Origin of the sequence: Streptantibioticus rubrisoli (genome assembly GCF_024436055.1) — a bacterium.
In the GTDB taxonomy this organism is placed as follows: domain Bacteria; phylum Actinomycetota; class Actinomycetes; order Streptomycetales; family Streptomycetaceae; genus Streptantibioticus_A; species Streptantibioticus_A rubrisoli.
Map to the genome: position 1 here is coordinate 140,824 of NZ_JANFNH010000007.1, position 24,258 is coordinate 165,081.

The window sequence follows — 24,258 nt, forward strand, 5'->3', positions numbered from 1 at the left end:
CCGGCAGGCAGGGGGAGGGGCAGATGCGTACCTCGCGCACGGCTCATGCCGCGCTCGCCATGACGGCGGTGGCCGCACTCATACTCGGCGCGGCAGGCTGCGGCAGCGGCAGCGGCAAGAGCGACAACGGCGGTCAGTCACCGGGCGGCCAGTCCTCCGTGAAGCTGCCGGATCTCCACGGTCAGCACCTGGAACTGGCGGCGGTGTGGACCGGCCCGGAACAGCAGAACATGGAGAAGGTACTCGCCGAGTTCGAGAAGCGCACCGGCGCCAAGGTCACCTTCACCCCGACCGGAGACAGCGAGTCCACCTTCCTGGGCACGAAGATCGAGGGCGGCCAGCCGCCGGACGTCGCGCTGCTCGCCCAGCCCGGTGTGCTGGACCAGTTCGCGCAGAAGGGCTGGATCAAACCGGTCGGCGCCGGTGTCCAAGCACAACTCACCGCCAACTACTCGCAAGGCTGGCAGAAGTTGGGCGCGTACAACGGCAAGCAGTACGGGGTGCCGTTCAAGGCCGCCAACAAATCGCTGATCTGGTACAACACCGCCGCCTTCCAGGCGGCGGGCGTCAGCGTGCCGAAGACCTGGGCGGATTTCCTCAAGACCGCGCAGACGATATCCGATTCCGGCGTCCCGCCGGTCTCGGTGGGCGGTGCGGACGGCTGGCCGCTGACCGACTGGTTCGAGAACGTCTATCTGAGCCAGGAGGGCCCGCAGAAGTACGACCAGTTGGCCCAGCACAGGATCAAGTGGACCGACCCCTCGGTGAAGGACGCCCTGACCACCCTGGCCCAGCTTTTCGGTAAGGACCAGTTGCTCGCGGGCGGCCATAAGGGCGCCCTGCAAACGGACTTCCCGAAGTCGGTCGCCCAGACGTTCACCGGTAATCCGCCCGGTGCGGCGATGGTGTACGAGGGGGATTTCGTCGCCGGGTTCATCACCTCCGACACCAAGGCGAAGATCGGCACCGACGCCAAGGTCTTCCCGTACCCCGCGGTCGGCGGCGGCAAGCCGCCGGTGACCGTGGGCGCGGACATCGCGGTGGCGTTGAAGGACACCAAGGGCGCCCAGGCGCTGCTGACCTTCCTGGCGACACCGGACGCGGCGAGGATCTGGGCGCAGCAGGGCGGCTTCCTCTCCCCCGACAAGTCGCTCGACCTCTCGGTGTATCCGGACGATGTGACCCGGGGTATCGCCAAGGCACTGATCGATGCGGGGGACGACTTCCGCTTCGATATGTCCGACCAGGCCCCCGCGGCGTTCGGCGGCACCAAGGGCGAGGGCGAGTGGAAGGACCTCCAGGACTTCCTGGCCAACCCCGGCGATGTGGCGGGCGCCCAGAAGGCGCTGGAGGCCGATGCCGCCAAGGCGTACGGAAACGGCTGACCGGCGATGTCCGCCTCGATGGTCGCACCAGAAGCGGCCGGGCCCGGCACGCCGTCGACCGCAACACCCCGTGGGCACAGGGGCGTTGTGCGCACCAGGTTCTGGGTGGCGGCGCTGTTCCTGCTGCCCGCGCTGGTGCTGCTCGGTGCCCTGGTGGTCTATCCGATCGGCTACTCGATCGTGCGCAGCCTCTATGACGCGCGCGGCTCCGGTTTCGTGGGGGTGCGCAACTACGGCACGGTCTTCTCCGATCCCGGGACGCTGACGGCGATCAAGAACAACGCGGTCTGGGTAGTGGTGGCGCCGTCGATCACCACCGCACTGGGGCTGATCTTCGCCGTGCTCACCGAACGGGTGCGCTGGGGAACGGCGTTCAAGCTGGTGGTCTTCATGCCGATGGCGATCTCCATGCTGGCGGCGGGGATCATCTTCCGGCTGGTCTACGAGCAGGACCCGAACCGGGGCGTGGCCAACGCGGCGATCGCCGGGGTCCATGACGTGTTCTCGCCCAGCTCGGTGTACCCGGGCGCCCGACCGCGCCCCGGCGCCGATCTGTCGCCGAGCGCGGGCGGTTCGTACACCACCCGCTCCACGGCGCGCGCCGGAACCCCGGCGCTGCTGCCGCTGGTCGGCATCCCGGAGACGAATCTGCCGTCCACCGCCCAGCAGGCCGCGGCACCGCGCGGCGGCGGCAGCGGTGTCACCGGCACGGTGTGGCTGGACTTCCGGCCGGGCGGCGGCGGTCGGCCCGGTGTGATCGACCCCGGCGAGAAGGGGCTGAAGGGCGTCACCGTCCAGGCGGTCAGGGGCGGGCGCGTGGTGGCGTCCGCCAGGACCGCGGCCGACGGCACGTTCACCCTGCCCGCCACCGCGGCGGGCGCCCGGCTACGGCTGCCCGCCTCCAACTTCGCCGCCGGGTACGGCGGCGTCGACTGGCTCGGGCCCACGCTGGTGACGCCGTCGATCATCGGTGCCTATGTGTGGATGTGGGCGGGCTTCGCGATGGTGCTGATCGCGGCCGGGCTCGCCGGTGTGCCACGCGAGCTGCTGGAGGCCGCGCGGGTGGACGGCGCGGGCGAGTGGCAGATCTTCCGCCGGATCACCGTGCCGCTGCTGGCGCCGGTACTGGTCGTGGTGCTGGTCACGCTGATGATCAACGTCCTGAAGATCTTCGATCTGGTCTACATCATCGCGCCGGGAGCGACCCAGAACAACGCCATGGTGCTGGCCCTCAAGCTGTATCTGACCTCCTTCGGGGGCGGTGACGACCAGGGCGTGGGCAGCGCCATCTCCGTTCTGCTGCTGCTCCTCGTGTTGCCTGTGATGGTCTTCAACATCCGCCGGATCAGAAGGGAGCGCCGCCGGTGACCACCGCCCCGGTACGCAGCGCAACCACCCTGGCGGCCCGGCTGGCCAGCCGGGCGGGCGGCGGTCTGCTGCGCGTCGCGCTGATCGTCATCGCCCTGTTCTGGCTGATGCCGACGGTCGGGTTGCTGCTGTCCTCGTTGCGCGGCAGCGCCGACATCGCCGCCTCCGGCTGGTGGCGGGTCCTCACCGCCCCTTCGCAGCTGACCTTCGCCAACTTCCGCGCGCTGCTGGGCAACTCGGCCATCACCCACTCGCTGCTGAACACCCTCTACATCACCGTCCCGGCCACCGTGCTGGTGGTGGTGATCGGCGCACTGGCCGGGTACGCGTTCGCCTGGCTGGACTTCCGGGGGCGTGACTGGTGGTTCCTGACCGTGGTCGGGCTGCTGGTGGTGCCGGTGCAGATCGCGCTGATCCCGGTGGCCCGGCTCTTCGGCGACATCGGCATCTTCGGGTCGATCACCGGTGTGGTGCTGTTCCACACCGCGTTCGGCCTGCCGTTCGCGATCTTCCTGCTGCGGAACTTCTTCGCGGAGATCCCCCGGGAACTGCTGGAGGCGGCGCGGCTGGACGGGGCGGGGGAAGTGCGGATCTTCAGCACCGTGGTGCTGCCGCTGGGCGGCCCCGCCATCGCCTCGCTGGGCATCTTCCAGTTCCTGTGGGTGTGGAACGACATGCTGGTGGCGTTGATCTTCGCCAACAGCGACTCGGCACCGATCACCGTGGCGCTGCAGCAGCAGGTGCGGCAGTTCGGCAACAACATCGACATCCTCGCCCCCGGCGCGTTCGTCTCCATGGTCATCCCCCTCGTGGTGTTCTTCGCCTTCCAGCGGCAGTTCGTCTCCGGCGTGATGGCGGGCGCGGTCAAGTAGGCGCTGGGCGGCGGCGGTTGGCGCGGCGGTCCGGATCCGGGCCGCCGCGCCGAGTGCGGCGGGGGCCGTAACCGGGCAGGGACCTCAGCAGTTTCCTTCCTGGAAGGGATGTGCCGTGACCCGTTTCAGCGTCATCGTTCCCGCCTACCAGGTCCAGGCGTATCTGTCCGAGTGCCTGGAGTCCGTACTGGTCCAGGACTACCCGGACTTCGAGGTCATCGCCGTCGACGACCACTCGCCGGACGGCTCCGGCGAGATCATCGACGACTTCGCGGCCCGTGACCGCCGGGTCGTCCCCGTGCACCTGCCGCACAACGGCGGCCTCGGCCCGGCCCGCAACGCCGGGATGGCCCGCGCCCGCGGCGACTACCTGCTCTTCCTCGACGGCGACGACACCTTCGCGCCGGGCGCGCTGCGCGCCATCGCCGACCGGCTCCAGCGCACCGGCGACCCCGACGTGCTGGTCTACGACTACGACCGCACGTACTGGACCGGCGAGGCGCAGCGCAACGCCCTGTCACACCACCTCGGCCAGGCCGGACCGCCGGTGTTCACCCTGGACGACCGCCCCGAGTTGCTACGGCTGTTGATGATCGCTTGCAACAAGGCGTACCGCCGCGAGTACATCGCCCGGCTGGGCCTGGCCTTCCCCTCCGGCTTCTACGAGGACACCCCCTGGACGTACCCCACGCTGCTGGCCGCCGGATCTATCGCGGTGCTGGACCGGGTCTGCCTGCACTACCGGCAGCGGCGGCGCGGCAACATCCTGTCCACCACCAGCCGCCGCCACTTCGACATCTTCGACCAGTACGACCGGGTCTTCGCCTTCCTCGACGAGCACCCCGAACTGGCCCGATGGCGGCCGGTGTTGTTCGAGCGGATGCTGGACCATCTGGGCACGGTCTACAACTCACCCGGCAGGCTGCCGCGTTCGGCCCGCACCGAGTTCTTCCGCCGCTGCCGCGCCCAGTACCGCCGCCACCGCCCCGCGCAGCGGCGCCCGGCGGCGTCCCGGCGCAGCTCGGTGCGGTATCTGCTGACCAGACTCGGCGCCGGGCGGACCTACCGACTGCTGTGGCGCGTCGACCAGTTGGGCCGCGCGGCGCGCGGCGCGGCCCGGACGGCGTACCGCAAGCTGCGGGCGGCCCTGCTTCTGGCCCACTACCGTCTCCAGGCCCACCGGCGTATCGACCCCCACCTGGCGGTGTTCGCCGCCTACTGGAACCGCGGCTACTCGTGCAACCCCGCCGCCATCGAGGCCGCCGTGCGCCAACTGGCCCCGCACATCCGTACCGCATGGATCACCACCCCCGAGTTCGCGCACACCCTCCCGGAGGGCGTACGGCGCCTGCACCCCGGCTCCGCCGCCTACTGGACGGCGCTGGCCCGGGCCAAGTACCTGGTCAACAACGTCAACTTCACCCATCGGCTGGTCAAACGGCCCGGCCAGATCCATCTGCAGACCCATCACGGCACACCGCTCAAGCACATGGGCCTGGACCTTCAGGAGTACCCCGCCGCCGCGGCGGGCACCGACTTCGACCGGCTGCTGGCCCACGCGGACCGCTGGGACTACGTGCTGTCCGCCAACCGCCACTCCACCCTGGTGTGGGAACGCGCCTACCCCGCGTCGTACACCACGCTGGAGTACGGCTATCCGCGCAACGACGCCCTGTACCGCGCAAGCGCGGACGACGTGCGGCGGATCCGCGACCGCCTCGGTATCGCCACCGGCACCACCGCCCTTCTGTACGCACCCACCCACCGCGACTACCGCCGCGGCCAGTTCCCGCTAATGGACCTCGAACGCCTGGCCCGCGCGCTGGGCCCGCGGTTCGTCCTGCTGGTCCGCTCCCACTACTTCTATCAACAGCCACTGACAACGGCCTCAGCCGACGGCGCGACCGTCCTCGACGTCTCCGGGCACCCCTCGATCGAGGAACTCTGCCTGGCCGCCGACGGGTTGCTCACCGACTACTCGTCCGTAATGTTCGACTACGCCAACCTGGACCGGCCGATCGTCATCCACGCCGGGGACTGGGCGGCCTACCGGGCGGCCCGTGGCACGTACTTCGACATCACCACCGAGCCGCCAGGCATCGTCGCCGAGGACGAGGACGCGCTGGCCGAGGCGTTCACCAGCGGCGCGTGGTGCGGCCCGCGCGCGGCCGAACTGCGCGCCGCGTTCCGGGCGCGCTTCTGCCGGTACGACGACGGCCACGCGGCGGAGCGGGTGGTACGGCGGGTGTTCCTGGACGAGCGGCAGCCGGACGGCCTGCCGCCGGTACTGCCGCTTTCGGACCGCACCCCGGCCCCGCCGCCCGGCGAGTGCGCGGACGGCGTTCAGCGGGCCGCCCAGCGCCCCTCGCGGGGCACCGGGCCGGACGGTACCGAGCCGGTCGGCGGCCTCAGCGGCCGAACACCTGGCGGGGGCGCGGGAACGTCGGCTCGACCGCCCAACGCGCGATCTTCCGCACCGGCGGAGTGGTCAGCAGCAGCGCGAGCGCGACCGCTCCGGCCGTCAACGTGATGACCGCGAGCGGGCCGGAGTTGGCCACCAGGTCGTACAACCCGTTGGCCTGCGCGGACTTCACGATCAGCCCGTGCAGCAGGTACGGGTACATCGTCACCGTGCCCAGCGCGGTCAGCCACAACTGGCGGGTGGGCACCAGCGCCAGCGCGGCGGCGACCAGCACCACGCCCGCGGCGAACAGCGCGGCCCTGATGGCCACGTACTCCATCACGCCGACGTGCAGATCGGTGGCGCCGTACTCCATCGACAGCCAGTCGGCGTTGGCGGCGGGCGCCAGGATGTACGCCACCGGCAGCGCGATGACCAGCGCCGCGGCGCCCCACAGCCGTACCGTGCGGCGCCGCAGCCACCGGAAGTGCTCGGGCTTCATCAACAGGCCCGCCACGAACCACGGCAGGAACTGCAGCACGCGGGAGAGCGCCAGATCGGTGCTCACGTCCGTCAACCCGGCGACCACCGAGACCAGCACCGACACCAGCAGCGGCTGCGGCATCGCCCGCCACACCGGCGTGGTCAGCCGCCACACGAACAGCGCGATCAGGAACCAGCACAGATAACTGGGGTAGGTCAGATCCATCTTGAACGGACGGCCGTCCGCCTCGGCGACCACCGCCAGATAGAACGTCTCGAAGATCAGGTACGGCACCAGGACCGTCTTGATCAGCTTGCGGACCTGCTCCGGACGCGCCTCAAAGCTCCGTGAGAAGTACCCGCTCAGCAGGATGAACGCGGGCATGTGGAAGGAGTAGACGACCAGGTACGCGGCCTTGACCGCGCGCGTGTGGCTGATCAGCGGATACCAGTTGTGACCGATGACGACCAGGACCACCAGCAGGAACTTCGCGTTGTCGAAGAACGGGTCACGCTGCGGCCGGGTTCTAGCCGCCGCGGGCCGCGCCGGGGACTCCACCTCCGGCGTCCCGGAGACTGATCCGTTCTTCTGCAAAGTGTCGGCTGTGGTCACTGTGAAGACGCTAGTGAGCACCCACCCCCCGTTCGCAAGGGGGCGGGCCCGGATAACCCCTACGGGTGACATGACTCATACGACTAATCAGGCCATTCGGAGGTAACGGGCGGGCCCCCGAAACCGGCGCACCCGTCAATCCGCCCTATTGAGTGACCGCTGGACGACGCGCCGAAACCCGGCGTAAAACCCACCCTGTCGAACCAACGCACTACCCCGCTCGGACCACACGGAAACCGGCTCGCGGCGCGCCGAAACCCGATCGCGGCGCCCCGGGCCCGGCTCATGCCGCACGGAAACCGGCCGACCTCGAAACCGACCCCCTGTCGTCGGCTGGCGGCGGCCCGTTGGCCTCCTGCCCGTAACCCGCGCGCGGTCATTGTCGGTGGGCGCCGCGGTGCGCCCCGAGGACGTACGGGAGGGTGCATGACGGGTGTGTTGACGACGGACGGCGGCACTGCGGGCGCCGGGCAGCGGGCACCGCGGCCGGGCGGCACCGCCCGGCTGGCGGGCTGGCGGCCGAGCCCCTACGCCCTGCTCGCGACGGCCTTCCTGGTCCTGATCACGGTCCTCGCCTGGCGGAACAACATCATCTCCGACTTCGGCCAGCACGCCTCGGCGATCGAACGGATCAAGGCCGATCCGCTGCGCCCGGCCAACCCGCTGGTCGACCTCTCCGGCGACAACAGCCCGTACTACTCGCCGCTGATCGTCGTGCTGGGGCTGATCGCCAAGGTGACCGGGCTGGCCGGTTGGCAGGTGCTCAAGGCGTGGGCGCCGGTCAACCTGGCCTTCTTCCTGACCGGCATCGCCGCCTTCTCCCGCACGCTGAGCAGGAACCGCTGGGTTCCGGTGCTGGCGCTGGCCGCGACGATGCTGCTGTGGGGGATCCGACCAGCCGCCTGGAGCGGGTTCCTCAACCCCGGGGCGCTCACCCGGAACGCGACGTTCCCGTCAACGTTCGCGATCGCGCTGACCTTGCACACCTGGGCGCTGACCGCGCGGACCGCACGCGCCCGCGCGGGGCTGCTGACGCATGCGGCGATCGGTGTGTGCATGGGGTTGATCCTGCTGATCCACCCGATCACGTCCATCGGCGCCGCCGCCGGGATCGCCGCGATCGTCATCGGCTGGCAGCGGGACTGGAACCGCGCGGTCGCCGCCCGCTGGGCGCTCACCGTAGCCGCCGGGGTCGTGGTGACCGTCGCCTGGCCGTACTACGACGTCTTCGCGCTCGCCGGGGACACCACCGTCGACAAGTTCCACAAGCAGTTGTACGGGCGGCGGCTGATCACCTGGTACGGGCTGAGCCTGGTCGGGGTGCCCGCGCTGTGGCTCCGCTTTCGACGGCACCGGCTGGACCCGCTGCCGGTGCTGTGGCTGGCGGACATCGCCATCGCGTCGTACGGCTGGTTCAGCGGCCGCTACACCTACGGCCGGATCTTCGGGCTGCTGCTGTTCCCCCCGCAGTTCGCCCTCGCCGTGGAGCTGGTGCGGGCCAGGCCGTGGGGCCTGGCCCGCAGGGCGATGGCGGCGGTCGCGGCCGGGGCGGCGGCGATCGGCCTCGCCGTGCAGACCGGGTCGATCGTCCAGATCCCGCATCTGCAACACCTGGCCACCTGGTCGAGCTACCGCTGGGCGACCGACCACATCTCCGTCGGCGACGTCGTCCTGAGCGACGACTACCGCGCGACCCATGTGCTGCCCGCGTACGGCGCCTTCCTGGTCTCCGGCGCCTGGCCGGACCCGTCACTCCCCGTGGAAGTCCGCAACCGCCGCGGCCACGACGTCCGCGTCTACTTCTCCCCGCACGCCACCCCCGCCGTCCAGCGGCTGGTGGCCACCCGCTACCACGCCAAGTGGGCCCTGCTGGACAACGGCCAGCCACTCCCCGCCGACGGCAAGGTGATAGCAACAAACCCAAAGTCAGGCGAACGTCTGGTACGGCTGGGCTCAACATCCCGTTGAGCCCAGGGAGTTGCCACTCATCCGCTGCGCAAGCCCAATCGCGGAGGCGCGCAGCCCCGTAGCGGGGCGCAGCTCCCACACCGGCCCCCAGGGGCGCAGCCCCGAAGCGGGGTCCAGGGCATGCAGCCCCGTAGCGGGGTCCAGGGCATGCAGCCCCGTAGCGGGGCACACGGGCGCAGCCCCCGCACGGAGGCGCCGGGTGCAGCCCCGCAGCAGCCCCCCAAGCGGGGGCCAGGGGCGCAGCCCCGGAGTGGGGGCGCGGGGCGCAGCCCCGCACCCCCTCTTGCTCAGCTATGCGTACGCAGCAGCGTACGCATAGTCCGCATGGCCACCGACAGGTTCGCCAGGTCGAACGAGTCCGAGCCCTGGATCTCCTCCAGCGTGGTGCGCGCCCGGCTCAGCAGGGCCGTGTTCTTCTGCTCCCAGGCGGCGAACCGCTGCTCCGGCGTCGCCGAGCCGTTGCCCGCCGACAGCACGTCCTGGGTCAGTGCCGCGTGGGCGGCGAACAGGTCCTCGCGGATCGCGGCCCGGGCCATCGACTGCCAGCGGTCGGCCCGCGGCAACTCGATGATGCGGTCCAGCAGTTGGGTGATCCGCAGCCGGTCGGCGAGGTCGTAGTACACCTCCGCGACATCCAGCGGATCCTTGTGCACCCGGTCGGCCACCGCGACGATGTCCAGCGCGGGGAAGACCGACGAGAAGCCCGCCACCCGCGTCGCCAGCTCCTCCGGCACCCCGGCGCCGGTCAGCTCGTCGTGGATGCCCTGGTACCACTCCAGGTCCGCGCCGCGCAGCAGCTTCGGCAGCTGGGCCCACACCGTGGCGACACCCTCACTGAAGAAGCCGATGGTCTCGGTGATCTGCAGCGGCTGCGGCCGGTTGTTGAGCAACCAGCGGGTGCCGCGCTCGACCAGGCGCCGCGAGTGCAGCCGGACGCGGGTGAGCACGTCGGCGGCCACCACGTTGTCCAGCGCCTCCACCTCGTCCCAGATCCGCGCCAGGTCGAAGATCGCGCGGCCCGCGGTGTGCGCCCGCACGATCTCCTCGGTCGAGGCGCCGGTCTCCTCCTTCATGCGGTGCAGGAACGTGGTACCGGCGGTGTTGATCGTGTCGTTGACCAGCAGCGTCGTGATGATCTCGCGGTGCAGCGCGTGCCCGTCGACCTGTGCGGCGAACCGCTCCCGCAGCGGCTTGGGGAAGTAGGCGTGCAACAGCTCGCGCAGGTACGGGTCGTCCGGCAGCGAGGTGCCGATCAGCTCCGCGGCCGTGGTGATCTTCGCGTAGGCCAGCAGGACGCAGGTCTCCGGGTCGGTCAGGCCCTGGCCGGCGCTGAGCCGCTCACGGATCTGCCGGTCGGTGGGCAGGAACTCCAGGGCCCGGTCCAGCTTGCCCTCCCGCACCAGGCGGCGGATGTACCGCTGCTGCGCGGGCAGCAGGCTCGCCGCCTGCGCCATGCTGTTGGCCAGTGCCACGTTCTGCGCGTAGTTGTTGCGCAGCACGAGGGAGCCGACCTCGTCGGTCATCTCCGCCAGCAGCTGGTTGCGCTGCTTGACGGTCATGTCGCCGTCCGTCACCACCGCGTTGAGCAGGATCTTGATGTTCACCTCGTGGTCGGAGGCGTCCACACCGGCGCTGTTGTCGATCGCGTCGGTGTTGATCCGGCCGCCGGCCCGGGCGAACTCGATACGGCCCAGCTGGGTCAGACCGAGGTTGCCGCCCTCGCCGACCACCTTGACCCGCAGGTCGGCGCCGTCCACCCGGATCGCGTCGTTGGCCTTGTCACCGACGTCGGCGTGCGACTCGGTGGAGGCCTTCACGTATGTGCCGATGCCGCCGTTCCACAGCAGGTCGACCGGCGCCTGCAGGACCGCCTTCATCAGCTCGGCCGGGGTCAGCTTGGCCACGTTGCCCGCCAGCCCCAGCGCCTTGCGGATCTGCGGGGTGATGGTGACCGACTTGGCGCTGCGCGGGAAGACCCCGCCGCCCGCCGAGATCAACTTGCTGTCGTAGTCGGCCCAGCTGCTGCGCGGCAGCTCGAACAGGCGGCGCCGCTCGGCGTACGAGGTGGCCGCGTCCGGGTCCGGGTCGATGAAGATGTGCCGGTGGTCGAAGGCGGCGACCAGCCGGATGTGCTCGGACAGCAGCATGCCGTTGCCGAACACGTCACCGGACATGTCACCGACGCCCACGACGGTGAAGTCCTCTTCCTGGGTGTTGTGGCCCATCTCGCGGAAGTGCCGCTTGACCGACTCCCAGGCGCCGCGGGCGGTGATGCCCATCTTCTTGTGGTCGTAGCCCACCGACCCACCGGAGGCGAACGCGTCACCGAGCCAGAAGCCGTAGGAGATCGCGACCTCGTTGGCGATGTCGGAGAACGTCGCGGTGCCCTTGTCGGCGGCAACCACCAGGTACGTGTCGTCCCCGTCGTGCCGGACCACGTCGTGCGGCGGCACGACCTCGCCGCCGACCATGTTGTCGGTGATGTCCAGCAGACCGGAGATGAACGTCTTGTAGCAGGCGATGCCCTCGGCCAGCCAGGCGTCCCGGTCGACCGCCGGATCCGGCAGCCGCTTGCCGACGAAGCCGCCCTTGGCGCCCACCGGCACGATGACGGTGTTCTTCACCATCTGCGCCTTGACCAGGCCCAGCACCTCGGTGCGGAAGTCCTCCCGCCGGTCGGACCAGCGCAGGCCACCGCGCGCCACCTTGCCGAACCGCAGGTGCACGCCCTCGACCCGCGGCGAGTACACCCAGATCTCGTACGCCGGGCGCGGCGCGGGCAGGTCCGGGATCGCCTGCGGGTCGAACTTCATCGACAGGTACGGGTGCGGATTGCCGTCCGCGTCGTGCTGGAAGTAGTTGGTGCGCAGCGTCGCCTTGATCAGGGTGAGGAACGACCGCAGGATCCGGTCCTCATCCAGCGAGGCGACCTGGTCCAGCGCGCCGTCCAGCTCCTCCAGCAGCCCCTCGATCAGCTCGATCCCGGCACGCTGGTGCTCGGGCGACATCCGGGCCTGGAAGAGGTTGACCAGCAGCCGGGTGGTGTGGACGTTGGTGCGGAGGGTCTCCTCCATGTAGTCCTGGCTGAACGGCGCGCCCGCCTGCCGCAGGTACTTGGCGTACGCGCGCAGCACCATCGCCTGCCGCCAGGTCAAACCAGCGCGCAGCACAAGGGCGTTGAAGCCGTCGTTCTCCGCCTGGTCGGTCCACACCGCAGCGAACGCCTCCTGGAACCGCTCGCGGGCGTCATCACCGATGTCACCGACGCTGCGGTCCAGGCGCAGCCCGAAGTCGTACACCCACGCCCTGGTGCGGTCGGAGCGCTTCACCTCGTACGGGCGCTCGTCGACCACCTCGACGCCCAGCCGCTGGAGCACCGGCAGTACGGCGGACAGCGACACCGGCGCACCGGTGCGGTAGATCTTGAAGCGGCGCTCGCCGCGGGTGGCGCCCACCGGTTCGTACAGCGACAGCGTGAAGTCGCCCTCGGGCTTGAGCTGTTCGAGGTGCTGCAGGTCGGCGACGGCGGTGCGCGGGGTGAAGTCGGCCTTGTAGCCCTCGGGGAAGCCGTGGGCGTAGCGGCGGGACAGCTCGGCGGCCCGCTCCTCACCGCACTCGGCGGCCAGCGCCTCGTTGAAGCCGTCCTCCCAGGAGCGGGCGGCCTCCACCAGCCGGGCCTCGATGCGGTCCACCTCGGCGTCGGTCAGCTCGGGCAGCTGGGTGCCCGGCGCGACCCGGATGACGAAGTGCAGCCGGGAGAGCACCGATTCGGTGTTCCAGGCGGTGAAGTCGACGGTGCGGCCCTGGAGTTCTTCCTTGAGGATGTCGGTCAGCCGCAGCCGCACCGCGGTGGTGTAGCGGTCCCGCGGCAGGTAGATCAACGCCGAGTAGTAGCGGCCGTACTCGTCCTTGCGCAGAAACAGCCGCAGCCTGCGGCGCTCTTGCAGGTACAGCACGCTGGTGACGATCGGACGCAGTTCGTCCGCGCTGGTTTGGAACAGCTCGTCGCGCGGGTAGGTCTCGAGGATCTGCAGCAGGTCGCGGCCGTCGTGACTATCGGGGGTGAAGCCCGCCCCGGAGAGCACTTCTTGCACCTTGCGGCGGATCACCGGGATCCGGGCGACCGACTCGGTGTAGGCGGCCGAGGAGAACAGTCCGAGGAAACGGCGCTCACCGGTCACGTTGCCGTCGGCGTCGAACGTCTTCACGCCGACGTAGTCGAGGTACGAGGGGCGGTGAACGGTGGCGCGGCTGTTGGCCTTGGTCAAGATCAGCAGCTTGGGCTCGCGTGCCTTGGCGCGGGCGTCCGTCGGGAGCCGGTTGAAGGACGGCGAGGCCGGGCCGCCGCCTTCGCTGACCCGGTGCTGCGGGTCGGAGCGCAGGATGCCCAGGCCGGTGCCGGGCACCGCGGTCAGCACGTCCTCGGGGGTGCCGTCCGGGCCGGGCTCGGTGGCCAGCCGGTACTCGCGGTACCCGAGGAAGGTGAAGTGGTCCTCGGCGAGCCAGCGCAGCAGCTCGCGGGCCTCGCTGACCTCCTGGTCGGGCAGCGGCGGCGGGCTCGCGGCCAGTTCGTCGGAGACGCGCAGCGCGGCGTCGCGCATCTTCTGCCAGTCCTCGACGGACTCGCGGACGTCGGAGAGCACACGGCGCAGGTCAGAGGTGATCTGGTGGAGGTCCTCGCGGTCGGTCTCACGGTCGACCTCGACGTGGATCCAGGACTCCACGCAGGCGTCGTGCGGCAGCTCGGCACCCGGCAGCTCGGCGCTGGCGGCCTCCACCAGGTTGCTGGTGCCGAGGATCTCCAGCAGCTTGCCGGTGACGTCGCGGCGGACGACGACCTGCGGGTGGATCACGACGTGGATCGCCCGGTCCTGGCGGGACAGCTCGTTGGTGACCGAGTCGACGAGGAACGGCATGTCGTCGGTGACGACCTCGACGACGGTGTGGCTGCAGGTCCAGCCGTTCTCCTCCACGGAGGGGGTGTGCACACGCACGTTGGCGGTGCCCTGGGGACGGACCTCCGCGAGGCGGTAGTGCGACAGCGCGGCGCCGTAGACGTCGACCGGGTCGCGGTCCACGATGTCCTCGGCGGCGGTGTGCAGGTAGTAGCGCTGGAGGAACGTCTGGACGGCCTCGGTCGTATCCAGGCCCGGTCCAGGTTCTCCCTCCGCCGGGCTGTTCTCAGCTACCCGTGCCGCCCGGTCGAGCAGCTCGGCCTTGGCTTCGTCCAGCTTGGTTTGCATGTCCTGTGACTCCTGTCGCGCGCCGTTGCGTGACGTCAATGGGTGTGGTGGCACATCGCCCCAGCGCGGGATTGCCGTTCGGGAACGACGTTATGCCTAGGAGAGGGGTGTCCGGGCGGTTGTCCCAGGATTTGACCCGGATGTAACGGTCAGCGGCGACCCGGGCGTGGTGCCGCCCCGGACACGCGGGGGCTCCGTCGCCCCCGATGGCTATCGCGCTGATCACGGAGCTAAGGCTATCTCTCCCGACGGGGAAGCTGTCAGCGACCTTTTATGTACAAAGACACAGGTCGATGTCGACACCGTGTCCACGTCGCCGACCCCCGCCACGGCCCACCACCGCCACAGCCGGTTCCGCTTGAGCCGCCTTGACCTAGCCGACCAGCCGATGCGCCGTCTCCACCGCTTCCGCCAGGCTGTCCACCACCGGCACACCCGCCACCTGCAGGCTGGCCCTGGAATGGGAACCCCCGGCGTAGAGCACGGCCCGCACGCCCGCCGCGGCCGCCGCCGTGGCGTCGTCCACCGCGTCCCCGATGACCACCGTGCGCCGCGGCTCGACCCCGTCGAGCGCCGCGAGGTGACGTATCAGATGCTCCGCCTTGCCCTCACCGGACCGCCCCACCCGGCCGTCGACCCGCACGAAGTGCGACTCGATGCCGTGCTCGCGCACCAGCGGCACCAGCCGGTCGTGCGGCGCGAGCGAGCACAGCGACTGGGTGCGCCCCGCCTCGACGACCGCCGCCAGCAGCTCCACGGCACCGGCGGCCAGACCGCAACCACCGGCCAGCGCCCAGTAGTGGCGGTGGAATATCGCGTCCATCACCAACCACTCGTCCTGCGTCGGCAGCCGCCCGGTCAGCCGCTCGTAGAACCGCGGCACCGGCACGCAGTACAGCTCCCGGTACCTCTCGCGGGATATCGACGGCAGGCCGATCTCGGCGAACGAGGCGTTCGTCGCCTCGACCACCGCGTCGACGTCGTCGAGCAGAGTCCCGTTCCAGTCCCAGACCAGGTGAGCCGTCATGCCCAAGACGGTACCGGCGGGGTCTGACAATCGGGCCGTGGGCTCAGCCGATCAGCGCCGGGATCTCCTGCGTGGCGTACCAGAGCAGCTCGTGGTCCTCGGCCCCGTCCACCACGAACCGCGCGTCGTCATCGCCCGCGTCCGCCGCGCCCAGCGCCTCGGCGGCCGCCGCCACATCCGGCTCGGCGTCCCCGGCGTCCACGTGCACCGCCGCCGCCCTGGCCAGCGGCACCGCCGCCACCAGGCGCACCACGCCCAAGGCGGCCGGGTCCAGACCGCGGTCCGGATCGACGGTCACCGCTGCGTCCGGCACGTCGACCGCGACCACCACGCGACGGCGCGCTGCGGCGGCGTCCCCGGCCAGCAGCCGCAGGCTGGCCTGCGCCGCCCGGGACAAGGCGGCGTACTCCAGTTCCTCGATGTCATCCGAGACGTACCACTCGCGCAGCGCCGGCGTGACCGCGTACGCGTCCAGCGGTGCCGAACCCAGCTCGCCCGCCTTGTGCGCCTCGGCGAGTCCGGGCAGGGTCGTGGGGATGTAGACGCGCATCGCTGCCGCTCCGTGGCCGTACCGATGAGGAACGGTCTCAGCATACGGTCGCACCCCGCGCGGCCGGTCACCCGCGCGGGCCGCAGGTCCCCCTTCGTGCGGTGTGCCCCGGCCCGGCCAACCGCCCCGACCGCCCCGGAAGCTGTCGATCCGGTGCGCCAGCACGCGCCCATCACCCTGATAGGTGAATTCCGCGGCCTTTCCCCCGCCGCCCGACCGGGCCTTGTCGCCGCCGTCGCGGGCTCGCTAGAAGTCTCCTCGACCACGCACGGCAACCGCCCGGCGGCCTTCCGCCGGGCAGAGCGGGGGAATCCAGCCATGACGACCAGCACGTTCGACACGCCAGCGGCCGCCCGCCGCCCGGCCCGCACCACCACCCGGCGGCCACCGGCAGTCACCGGACCGCCCGCCCGCCGCGACATCCGGCGCCCCGGCCCGCCCGGCCCCCGCCCACACCGCCCCGGCCGCGAACCGGACCAGCCCGCGGCGCGGCGGGCGCAGGCGCACTGGTGGTTCGCCGACCGGCTGGTGGAAGTCCTCAGCGGCCGCCGCCCGGCGTCCTGGATGCTCGGCCACACCTTTGGCGAGGCCGCCCACGAACGGCTGTGGCAGCTGGCCTGCCAAGGCGTGCTGCGCCCGCCCAAGGGCCGCCCCACGCCCCGGGTACACGGCTGCGGCTACCGCACACCCGCGCCCGGGGTGCGCGAGGCGTTCGCGCGGGTCCGCTCCGGAGACGCGCTGCGGGCGCTGGCGTTCCGGCTGGAACTCGGTGCCGACCGCCGCTGGCGCTGCACCGCCGTGGAATGCGCGGGCCCGCCATGGTGACGCGCCAGGGCCGGGCCGCCCTCATCGGCAACCCGGCCCCGTACCCGCTTTCGCTGCTACTTCTTGCGGCGACGGCCGCCCTTTTGCGCCTTGCGGCGCTCGGCGCGGGTCAGGCCGTCCGACTCGGACACGACCGGACCGTCGTCACCGCCGGTGGTGAAGTCGCCCTCGACGATGCCGCCCTCACCGTCCACCTTCGGCGCCGTGAAGTGCAGCCGGTCCGGGCGCTGCGGAGCCTCCAGCCCCTTGGCGTGGATCTCCGGACGCACCGCGCCCGCCGGAACCACTTCCTCCTTCTCCAGCGACGGCACCACGTCGGCCGGCACCGGAACCTCCTCGACCTGCTGCTCGACCTGGACCTCCAGGTTGAACAGGTAGCCGACGGACTCCTCCTTGATGCCGTCCATCATGGCGTTGAACATGTCGAAGCCCTCACGCTGGTACTCCACCAGCGGGTCGCGCTGCGCCATGGCGCGCAGCCCGATGCCCTCCTGGAGGTAGTCCATCTCGTACAGGTGCTCACGCCACTTGCGGTCAAGCACCGACAGCACCACGCGGCGCTCCAGCTCACGCATGATGTCCGAGCCGAGCTCCTTCTCCCGCGCCTCGTACTGCTTGTGGATGTCCTCCACGACCAGTTCGGCGATGAAGTCCGCGGTGACGCCCGCCCGGTCGCCCGCCGCCTCGTCCAGCTCCTCGATGGTGACCGTGATCGGGTACAGCTGCGCGAACGCGCTCCACAGCTTCTCCAGGTCCCACTCCTCGGCGAAGCCCTCGGAGGTCTCCGCCTTGATGTAGTCCTCGATAGTGTCGTCCATGAAGTGCGCGATCTGCTCCTGCAGATCCTCGCCCTCCAGCACCCGGCGGCGCTCGGCGTAGATCACCTCACGCTGCCGGTTGAGCACCTCGTCGTACTTCAGGACGTTCTTGCGGATCTCGAAGTTCTGCTGCTCCACCTGCGACTGCGCCGACGCGATCGCCCGGGTCACCATCTTGTTCTCGATCGGCACATCGTCCGGCACATTCGCCATCGCCATCACGCGCTCGACCATCTGCGCCTTGAACAGGCGCATCAGATCGTCACCCAGCGACAGGTAGAAGCGGGACTCGCCCGGGTCACCCTGACGTCCGGAACGACCACGCAGCTGGTTGTCGATACGGCGCGACTCATGCCGCTCGGTGCCCAGCACATACAGCCCGCCGAGCTCCTTGACCTCCTCGAACTCGGCCTTGACCGCGGCCTCCGCGCGCTCCAGCGCCTCCGGCAGCGCCGCCGCCCACTCCTCGACATGCTCCACCGGATCCAGGCCGCGCTGCCGCAGCTCCGCCTCCGCCAGGTCGTCGGGGTTGCCGCCGAGCTTGATGTCGGTACCACGGCCCGCCATGTTGGTGGCCACCGTGACCGCGCCCTTGCGACCGGCCTGCGCGACGATCGTCGCCTCCCGGTCGTGCTGCTTGGCGTTGAGCACCTCGTGCGGCACACCGCGCTTGGCCAACTGCTGCGAGAGGTACTCGGACTTCTCCACCGAGGTGGTGCCGACCAGGACCGGCTGGCCCTTCTCGTACTTCTCGGCGATGTCGTCCACGACCGCCCGGAACTTCGACTCCTCGGTGCGGTAGATCAGGTCCGGCCGGTCCAGCCGCTGCACCGGACGGTGCGTGGGGATCGGCACCACGCCGAGCTTGTAGATCTGGTAGAACTCGGCGGCCTCGGTCATCGCCGTACCGGTCATGCCCGACAACTTGTCGTAGAGGCGGAAGAAGTTCTGCAGGGTGATGGTGGCCAGCGTCTGGTTCTCGTTCTGGATCTCCACCCCCTCCTTCGCCTCGATCGCCTGGTGCATGCCCTCGTTGTAGCGGCGGCCCGCGAGGATACGACCGGTGTGCTCATCGACGATCATGACCTCGCCGTCGATGACGACGTAGTCCTTGTCGCGCTTGTACAGCTCCTTGGCCTTGATGGCGTTGTTCAGGAAGCCGACCAGCGGGGTGTTGACCGACTCGTAGAGATTGTCGATGCCCAGCCAGTCCTCGACCCGGGTGACACCCTCCTCCAGCACACCCACGGTGCGCTTCTTCTCGTCCACCTCGTAGTCGCGGTCCAGCTTCAGCCGCTGCACCAACTTGGCGAAGTCGCTGTACCACTTGGTGGCCTGGTCGGCCGGACCAGAGATGATCAGCGGAGTACGGGCCTCGTCGATCAGGATCGAGTCGACCTCGTCCACGATCGCGAAGTTGTGGCCGCGCTGCACCAACTCTTCCTTCGACCACGCCATGTTGTCGCGCAGGTAGTCGAAACCGAACTCGTTGTTGGTGCCGTACGTGATGTCGCACGCGTACTGCTGACGGCGCTCCTCCGGAGTCATGTTGGCCAGAATGCAGCCCACCTCGAGACCGAGGAACCGGTGCACCCGGCCCATCCACTCCGAGTCACGCTCGGCCAGATAGTCGTTGACCGTGATCAGGTGGACGCCCTTGCCGGAGATCGCGTTCAGATAGGCGGGCAGCGTGCCGACCAGCGTCTTGCCCTCACCGGTGCGCATCTCGGCCACGTACCCGAGGTGCAGCGCCGCGCCACCCATCAGCTGGACGTCGTAGTGGCGCTGGCCGAGCACCCGCTTGGCGGCCTCGCGCACCGTGGCGAACGCCTCAGGGAGCAGGTCGTCCAGACTCTCGCCGTCCGCGTGCCGCTGCTTGTACTCGTCGGTGAGTGCCCGCAGCTCGGCATCCGTGAGGTTGACGAAGTCCTCTTCGATGGAATTGACCTGGTCCGCGATGCGGGTCAGCTTGCGCAGGATCTTTCCCTCGCCTGCGCGCAGGATCTTGCCGAAGACGGACACGTAGGCTGGCTCCTTGCCGGTCGGGCCTGGCACGTTTCTCTCGCACTGGGCACAGCGGGTGTTTCGCTGGCTGTATACAGCTGTCTACAGCCTCCGCTGCACCGGCCATCGTAAGCGAGGACACCAGCCCGTCGGGAGGTCCGCCGTCGGACCCGCGCGCTGTCACTCCGGTCAGTGACGGAAATTACCCGCCCAACGGGGCGAGCCGCCGGAAATACTCCCCTGATGGAACCCGTCATTCTGACCACCGAACGCCTGCTCCTGCGCCCCCTGGAGCCCCGCGACACCGACGACGTCCACACCGCCTGCCAGGACCCCGACATCCAGCGCTGGACGTCGGTCCCCTCCCCTTACAGGCGCGAACACGCGCAAGCGTTCATCGAACGGATCTCCCCGGACGGGTGGCGGAACGACACCCAGTACTCCTTCGGCGTGTTCACCAAGGACCACGGCCAGCTCGTCGGCACCATCGGCCTGGTGCGGCTCGCACTCCTGCACACCGAGGAACGGCAGGCCGAACTCGGCTACTGGACGGCCAGCCCGCAACGCGGCCACGGGTACACCACGGAAGCCTCACGCGCCGTGTGCCAGTGGGCCTTCACCACGCTCGGCGTACAGCGCATGGAGTGGTACGCCGAAGTGGGCAACGCCGCATCACGGGCGGTCGCCCTCAAGACCGGCTTCCGGATGGAGGGCACCCTGCGCGCCCGCATCGTCCACCAGGGCGTCCGGCGCGACGCCTGGATCGGCGCGCTGCTGCCGTCCGACTGGTCACTGGAGTCGGCCACCCCGTACCTGCCCCACCCAAGGCCCTGACCGCGCGCCACGAGCGTTGTCAGTGGTGCCCCCTACGCTGATCCACATGACGAATCCGCCGCGCACCAAGCCCGCCACCCGGCGCCCCGAGGCCACGCTCACAGCCGACGAGGCCCGCCGGATAGCGCTGCGCGCCCAAGGGCTGCTCGGCGCGCCGGACCGGCGCGGCGGGGTACGCGGAATGCTGCGGCGGCTCGGCGCCGTCCAACTCGACACCATCTCGGTACTGGCCCGCTCCCACGAACTCGTCCCGTACGCCCGGCTGGGCGGGGTGGGCCGCACGACGGTGGAATCGGCGTACTGGGGTACGAGCCTGCCCGCGCCCCGCCGATCACCCGAGGACACCGGCGCGGTGGCCTTTGAGTACTGGTCGCACGCGGCATGCGTACTGCCCATCGACGAATGGCCGCACTTCGCCTTCCGCCGCCGGGCCCGCCGCGCCAAGGGCCACCGCTGGCACGTACTGCGAGACGCCCAGCGGTCCTGCGCCGCGGTACTCGACCGGCTCAAGGCCGACGGCCCGCTGACCTCCACCGAACTGGGCGGCGCCAAGAACGGCGGACCGTGGTGGGACTGGTCCGAGACCAAGATCGCCGTGGAGTGGCTGCTGGACACCGGCGACGTGGTGTGCACCCAGCGGCGCGGCTGGAAACGCGTCTACGACCTCGCCGAACGCGCCGTCCCCGACTCCCTGCGACACGACGGCCTGACCGACACCGAATGCCTGCGCCGCCTCGTCGCCCAGGCGGGCACGGCCCTGGGCGTGGCCACCCGGGCCGACCTGGCCGACTACCACCGGCTCAAAACCGAACAGGTCGACGCGGTGATCGAGGACACCGGCCTGGTTCCGGTCGAGGTCGAAGGCTGGGCCACCGGACGGAACGCCACACGCAACCGCGCGGGTGAGGCGTGGGCCGACCCCACGGCACTGTCGACCCCACCGCGCGGCAGGCACCGCACCACCTTGCTGTCCCCGTTCGACTCCCTGATCTGGGACCGCGCCCGCACCCAGCGGATCTTCGACTTCACCCACCGCCTGGAAGCCTACGTACCCAAACCCCAGCGCATACACGGCTACTTCGCCATGCCACTGCTCGCGGGCGGCAAACTCGTCGGCCGCGTGGACCCGGCGCGCGAGGGCCGCACCCTGGTGGCCCGGCAGGTCTCAGTGGCCGGGCCCAAGGCCATCGCACCCATGGCGCAGGCACTACGGGAGGCGGCCGAGTGGGTGGACTGCGACACGATACGGGTGGAACGCCTGGACGACCAGAAGCTGAAAGCCGAACTGATCAGACAACTGGGCTGAGCGGCAAGCGCGTTGCCGACTACCTGATCTGTTGCCGACTACCTGATCTCCAGGATCTTCTCGCGCATCGCGTACACCACCGCCTCCATCCGGGAGTGCAACTGCAACTTCTCCAGGATGTTGCGCACATGGTTCTTCACGGTGTTCTCGCTGATGAACAACTCCTTGGCGATATCACGGTTGTTCATCCCCGTGGCGACCAGCTTGAGCACCTCCAACTCGCGGTCCGTGAGCCGAGGAGCGGGCACCAGACGACGCTCGTCGGTGCGCTGGATCATCGACTTGAACTCGGTCAGCAGCTTGGACGCCATCGACGGGCTGATCTGCGACTGGCCATCGGCAACCGCGCGGATCGCGGTGGACACCTCGTCCGTGGAGATCTCCTTCAGGAGATACCCCGTGGCCCCCGCCTTGATCGCCTCGTAGAGGTCGGCCTCCTCATCGCTGATCGTCAGCATGATGATCTTCGCGCTGGGCGCCACCTCCTTGATGGACGTACACGCCTCGATACCGCCGCGCCGCGGCATCCGCACATCCATCAACACGATGTCCGGCAACAGATCGGCCGCCTTCTCCACGGCCTCCGCCCCGTCCCCGGCCTCGCCGACGACCTGGATGTCCTCCTCCTGCGCCAGCACGATCTCCAGACCGCGCCGGAACAAGGCATGATCGTCCACGACCAGGACCCTGATGGGCTCGCTGCGCCGCTCGCCCGCGCCCCGGCCGTCGTCCCCCTCAACGGCCGCCGACTCGAAGCTGTCCGGCATCGGTTCCTCCCCCTCAGCCCAGTGCCCCAGGCAACATCGCTGCACAGCGATGGCCGACCAACCATCCCCCATCACAGGCCGGTTGGCACAACCACCATGATTTCATGCCGTACAACGACGCGCGGTTCTCCACGGACACAGTGACGCCCCCGGACTCGCCAGGGGCGCCACCGGCTCCTGTCACCGACGCAGCGCCCCACCCGCGCCGGTGGGGGGCTCCGCCTCGGGATCCTCCTTGAGGTAGATGACGCCGTAGTCATAGCCGTGACGCCGATAGACAACGCTCGGTTGGTGCCGTTCGGAGTCGACGAACAGATAGAAGTCGTGGCCGACCAGCTCCATCTCATAGAGCGCCTGGTCGAGCGTCATCGGGGATGCGGCGTGGGTCTTCTCGCGGACGACCAACGGGCCTTCACCCTGGACATCCAGCGGCCCCGCCTTGGTGGTGGGAACGCCGTCGGCGGCACCTTCCGCGCCCGCCCGCGCACTGAGCGTGGCCAGGGGCGCGGTGTACTCGGCGACACTTACCGCGGCACGGCCACCACGACGGGCCATGTGCCGCTTGTCGGCAAGCTTGCGCAGCTGCGCTTCCAACTTGCTGGTCGCCGCGTCCAGCGCCGCGTACGGATCACTCGCCGCCGCTTCGGCCCGGATCACCGGGCCTCGGGAACGCAGCGTGAGCTCGACCCGGTCGGAACGGTCGGCAAGCCGCGGGTTGTGCTCCTTGGAGACTTCGACATCCAGGCGGATCGCCTTGCCGTCCAGCTTCTGGATCTTGTCCAGCTTCAACTTCTCGGCGACGTGCTTGCGGAACCGCTCGGGCACCTCGGTCTTACGGCCCTTGACGACGATGTCCACGCAGAACTCCGTTCCCGGACAGCCCCGCGCGCGCGGGGCACATCCCTTGCGCTAAGGCCGGCGGGCACAGGTCCCGTCCGGCACTGCGATCACTGCCACCCCGCCGGCCCCGGAGGGCTCCGGAGCAGCGAGGCCGCGGCTTTCACCTCCTCCTCCCCCGAGGGGAAGATCAACACCCCGTCCGTGCGACAGGAATGCTGGTGCCCGGCTGGGCGGAGTACGACTGATGCCATGCACACCGAATGCCGCAACTTCTACCAAGTCCGGCGATCAGCGACATAGCACCTGACCCTCCTCACAACCGAACATAGCCCTCGGGAGCCGAGGTCGGCACCCCCTGTGGGGCTCTACCTCCGTTCGGGTGCATCCCCTCTCGTACTACCTGCAACGATGAACCGCCGTAGTCGGTTCCGATACCCCTGTGACCAGGTGAAATCACCTCCCTCGGCAACCCGTCCGATCAACGGCCGAAGGGCGCCGCCGAACCGTCACCGCCCGGCCATTGACGGCGGCCAGCCGACCGTACCGACGTCGCCGGCCCCACCAGCCCGAACGCCCGCGGTACCGCGGCCACCACCGCGGCCGCGCACACCCGGCCACCCACCTCCCGCACCGCACGCGCCGCCTCCACCAGCGACGCACCCGTGGTCATCACGTCGTCCACCACGACCACGCAACCGTCCCGCAGCAGCCGACCACTGCCCGAGACCGCCGCCAGCGCGCCCGAGAGGTTCTCCAGCCGCTCAGCAGCCGAAAGCCCCGCCTGATCGGCGACCAGCCGCCGCTGCCGAAGCACCGCCAGCACCCGCGCCGACACCCCGCAACACCGCAGCTCCCGCGCCGCCCGCAACGCCACCCGCCGCGCCGGATCATGCCCCCGCGCGGCAGTGGCACGACGGGCGGAGGGGACGGGGACCAGGAGCAGGGGGGTGTGGG

The 24,258-nt window shown here is 70.0% G+C and carries 15 protein-coding genes and 1 pseudogene; 8 read left to right on the plus strand and 8 right to left on the minus strand.

The window, feature by feature from the left end; genetic code table 11:
• Positions 1–23: 23 nt before the first annotated feature.
• From NON19_RS10910 to NON19_RS10925, 4 genes are all read left to right on the plus strand, one after another.
• Positions 24–1,385 carry an ABC transporter substrate-binding protein gene (locus NON19_RS10910; protein ID WP_255926761.1) on the plus strand — a complete coding sequence of 454 codons (1,362 nt, stop codon included), beginning with the start codon at positions 24–26 and terminating at the stop codon, positions 1,383–1,385.
• Positions 1,386–1,391: 6 nt separating this feature from the next.
• Positions 1,392–2,753 (plus strand): carbohydrate ABC transporter permease, encoded by a 1,362-nt coding sequence (locus NON19_RS10915; protein WP_255926763.1) that lies wholly within the window; start codon positions 1,392–1,394, stop codon positions 2,751–2,753.
• Positions 2,750–3,625, plus strand: a complete 876-nt coding sequence (locus NON19_RS10920; protein ID WP_255926765.1) for a carbohydrate ABC transporter permease — start codon at positions 2,750–2,752, stop codon at positions 3,623–3,625. The genes NON19_RS10915 and NON19_RS10920 overlap by 4 nt, the downstream gene beginning before the upstream one ends.
• A 115-nt stretch (positions 3,626–3,740) precedes the next feature.
• On the plus strand, positions 3,741–6,155 hold the full coding sequence (locus tag NON19_RS10925) for a bifunctional glycosyltransferase/CDP-glycerol:glycerophosphate glycerophosphotransferase (RefSeq protein WP_255926767.1): 2,415 nt from the start codon (positions 3,741–3,743) through the stop codon (positions 6,153–6,155).
• Between the two features lie 16 nt (positions 6,156–6,171).
• Here NON19_RS10925 and NON19_RS10930 read toward each other — a convergent pair.
• Positions 6,172–7,194: pseudogene (locus tag NON19_RS10930) on the minus strand (acyltransferase family protein); the annotation flags it as partial.
• Positions 7,195–7,548: 354 nt separating this feature from the next.
• Between NON19_RS10930 and NON19_RS10935 the strand changes: the two are divergent.
• On the plus strand, positions 7,549–9,090 hold the full coding sequence (locus NON19_RS10935; RefSeq protein ID WP_255926769.1) for a hypothetical protein: 1,542 nt from the start codon (positions 7,549–7,551) through the stop codon (positions 9,088–9,090).
• Positions 9,091–9,377: 287 nt separating this feature from the next.
• Here NON19_RS10935 and NON19_RS10940 read toward each other — a convergent pair whose 3' ends face one another.
• The 3 genes from NON19_RS10940 to NON19_RS10950 form a co-directional block, all read right to left on the minus strand.
• Positions 9,378–14,333 (minus strand): NAD-glutamate dehydrogenase, encoded by a 4,956-nt coding sequence (locus NON19_RS10940; RefSeq protein ID WP_255926771.1) that lies wholly within the window; start codon positions 14,331–14,333, stop codon positions 9,378–9,380.
• Between the two features lie 373 nt (positions 14,334–14,706).
• Positions 14,707–15,360 (minus strand): HAD family hydrolase, encoded by a 654-nt coding sequence (locus NON19_RS10945; protein ID WP_255926773.1) that lies wholly within the window; start codon positions 15,358–15,360, stop codon positions 14,707–14,709.
• Between the two features lie 43 nt (positions 15,361–15,403).
• A complete protein-coding gene (locus NON19_RS10950) occupies positions 15,404–15,910 on the minus strand; it encodes a DUF6912 family protein (protein WP_255926775.1) in 507 nt (168 codons plus the stop codon).
• A 318-nt stretch (positions 15,911–16,228) separates the two neighbouring features.
• On the opposite strand from NON19_RS10950, the gene NON19_RS10955 reads away from it, so the two are divergent.
• Positions 16,229–16,735 (plus strand): Rv3235 family protein, encoded by a 507-nt coding sequence (locus tag NON19_RS10955; protein WP_255926777.1) that lies wholly within the window; start codon positions 16,229–16,231, stop codon positions 16,733–16,735.
• A 56-nt stretch (positions 16,736–16,791) separates the two neighbouring features.
• Here NON19_RS10955 and secA read toward each other — a convergent pair whose 3' ends face one another.
• The gene (gene secA / locus NON19_RS10960) at positions 16,792–19,575 is read right to left on the minus strand and encodes a preprotein translocase subunit SecA (protein WP_255926779.1); all 2,784 of its coding nucleotides are present in this window, start codon (positions 19,573–19,575) and stop codon (positions 16,792–16,794) included.
• Between the two features lie 225 nt (positions 19,576–19,800).
• Between secA and NON19_RS10965 the strand changes: the two genes are divergently transcribed.
• Positions 19,801–20,391, plus strand: coding sequence for a GNAT family N-acetyltransferase (locus NON19_RS10965; protein ID WP_255926781.1), 591 nt, complete (start codon positions 19,801–19,803; stop codon positions 20,389–20,391).
• A 46-nt stretch (positions 20,392–20,437) separates the two neighbouring features.
• Positions 20,438–21,697 carry a winged helix-turn-helix domain-containing protein gene (locus NON19_RS10970; protein ID WP_255926783.1) on the plus strand — a complete coding sequence of 420 codons (1,260 nt, stop codon included), beginning with the start codon at positions 20,438–20,440 and terminating at the stop codon, positions 21,695–21,697.
• A gap of 38 nt (positions 21,698–21,735) precedes the next feature.
• Here NON19_RS10970 and NON19_RS10975 read toward each other — a convergent pair whose 3' ends face one another.
• From NON19_RS10975 to NON19_RS10985, 3 genes are all read right to left on the minus strand, one after another.
• Positions 21,736–22,464, minus strand: coding sequence for a response regulator (locus NON19_RS10975; protein WP_255926785.1), 729 nt, complete (start codon positions 22,462–22,464; stop codon positions 21,736–21,738).
• A 180-nt stretch (positions 22,465–22,644) separates the two neighbouring features.
• A complete protein-coding gene (gene hpf / locus NON19_RS10980; protein ID WP_255926787.1) occupies positions 22,645–23,322 on the minus strand; it encodes a ribosome hibernation-promoting factor, HPF/YfiA family in 678 nt (225 codons plus the stop codon).
• Positions 23,323–23,782: 460 nt separating this feature from the next.
• On the minus strand, positions 23,783–24,258 hold a 476-nt coding region (locus NON19_RS10985), incomplete at its 5' end, for a phosphoribosyltransferase family protein (protein WP_255926789.1).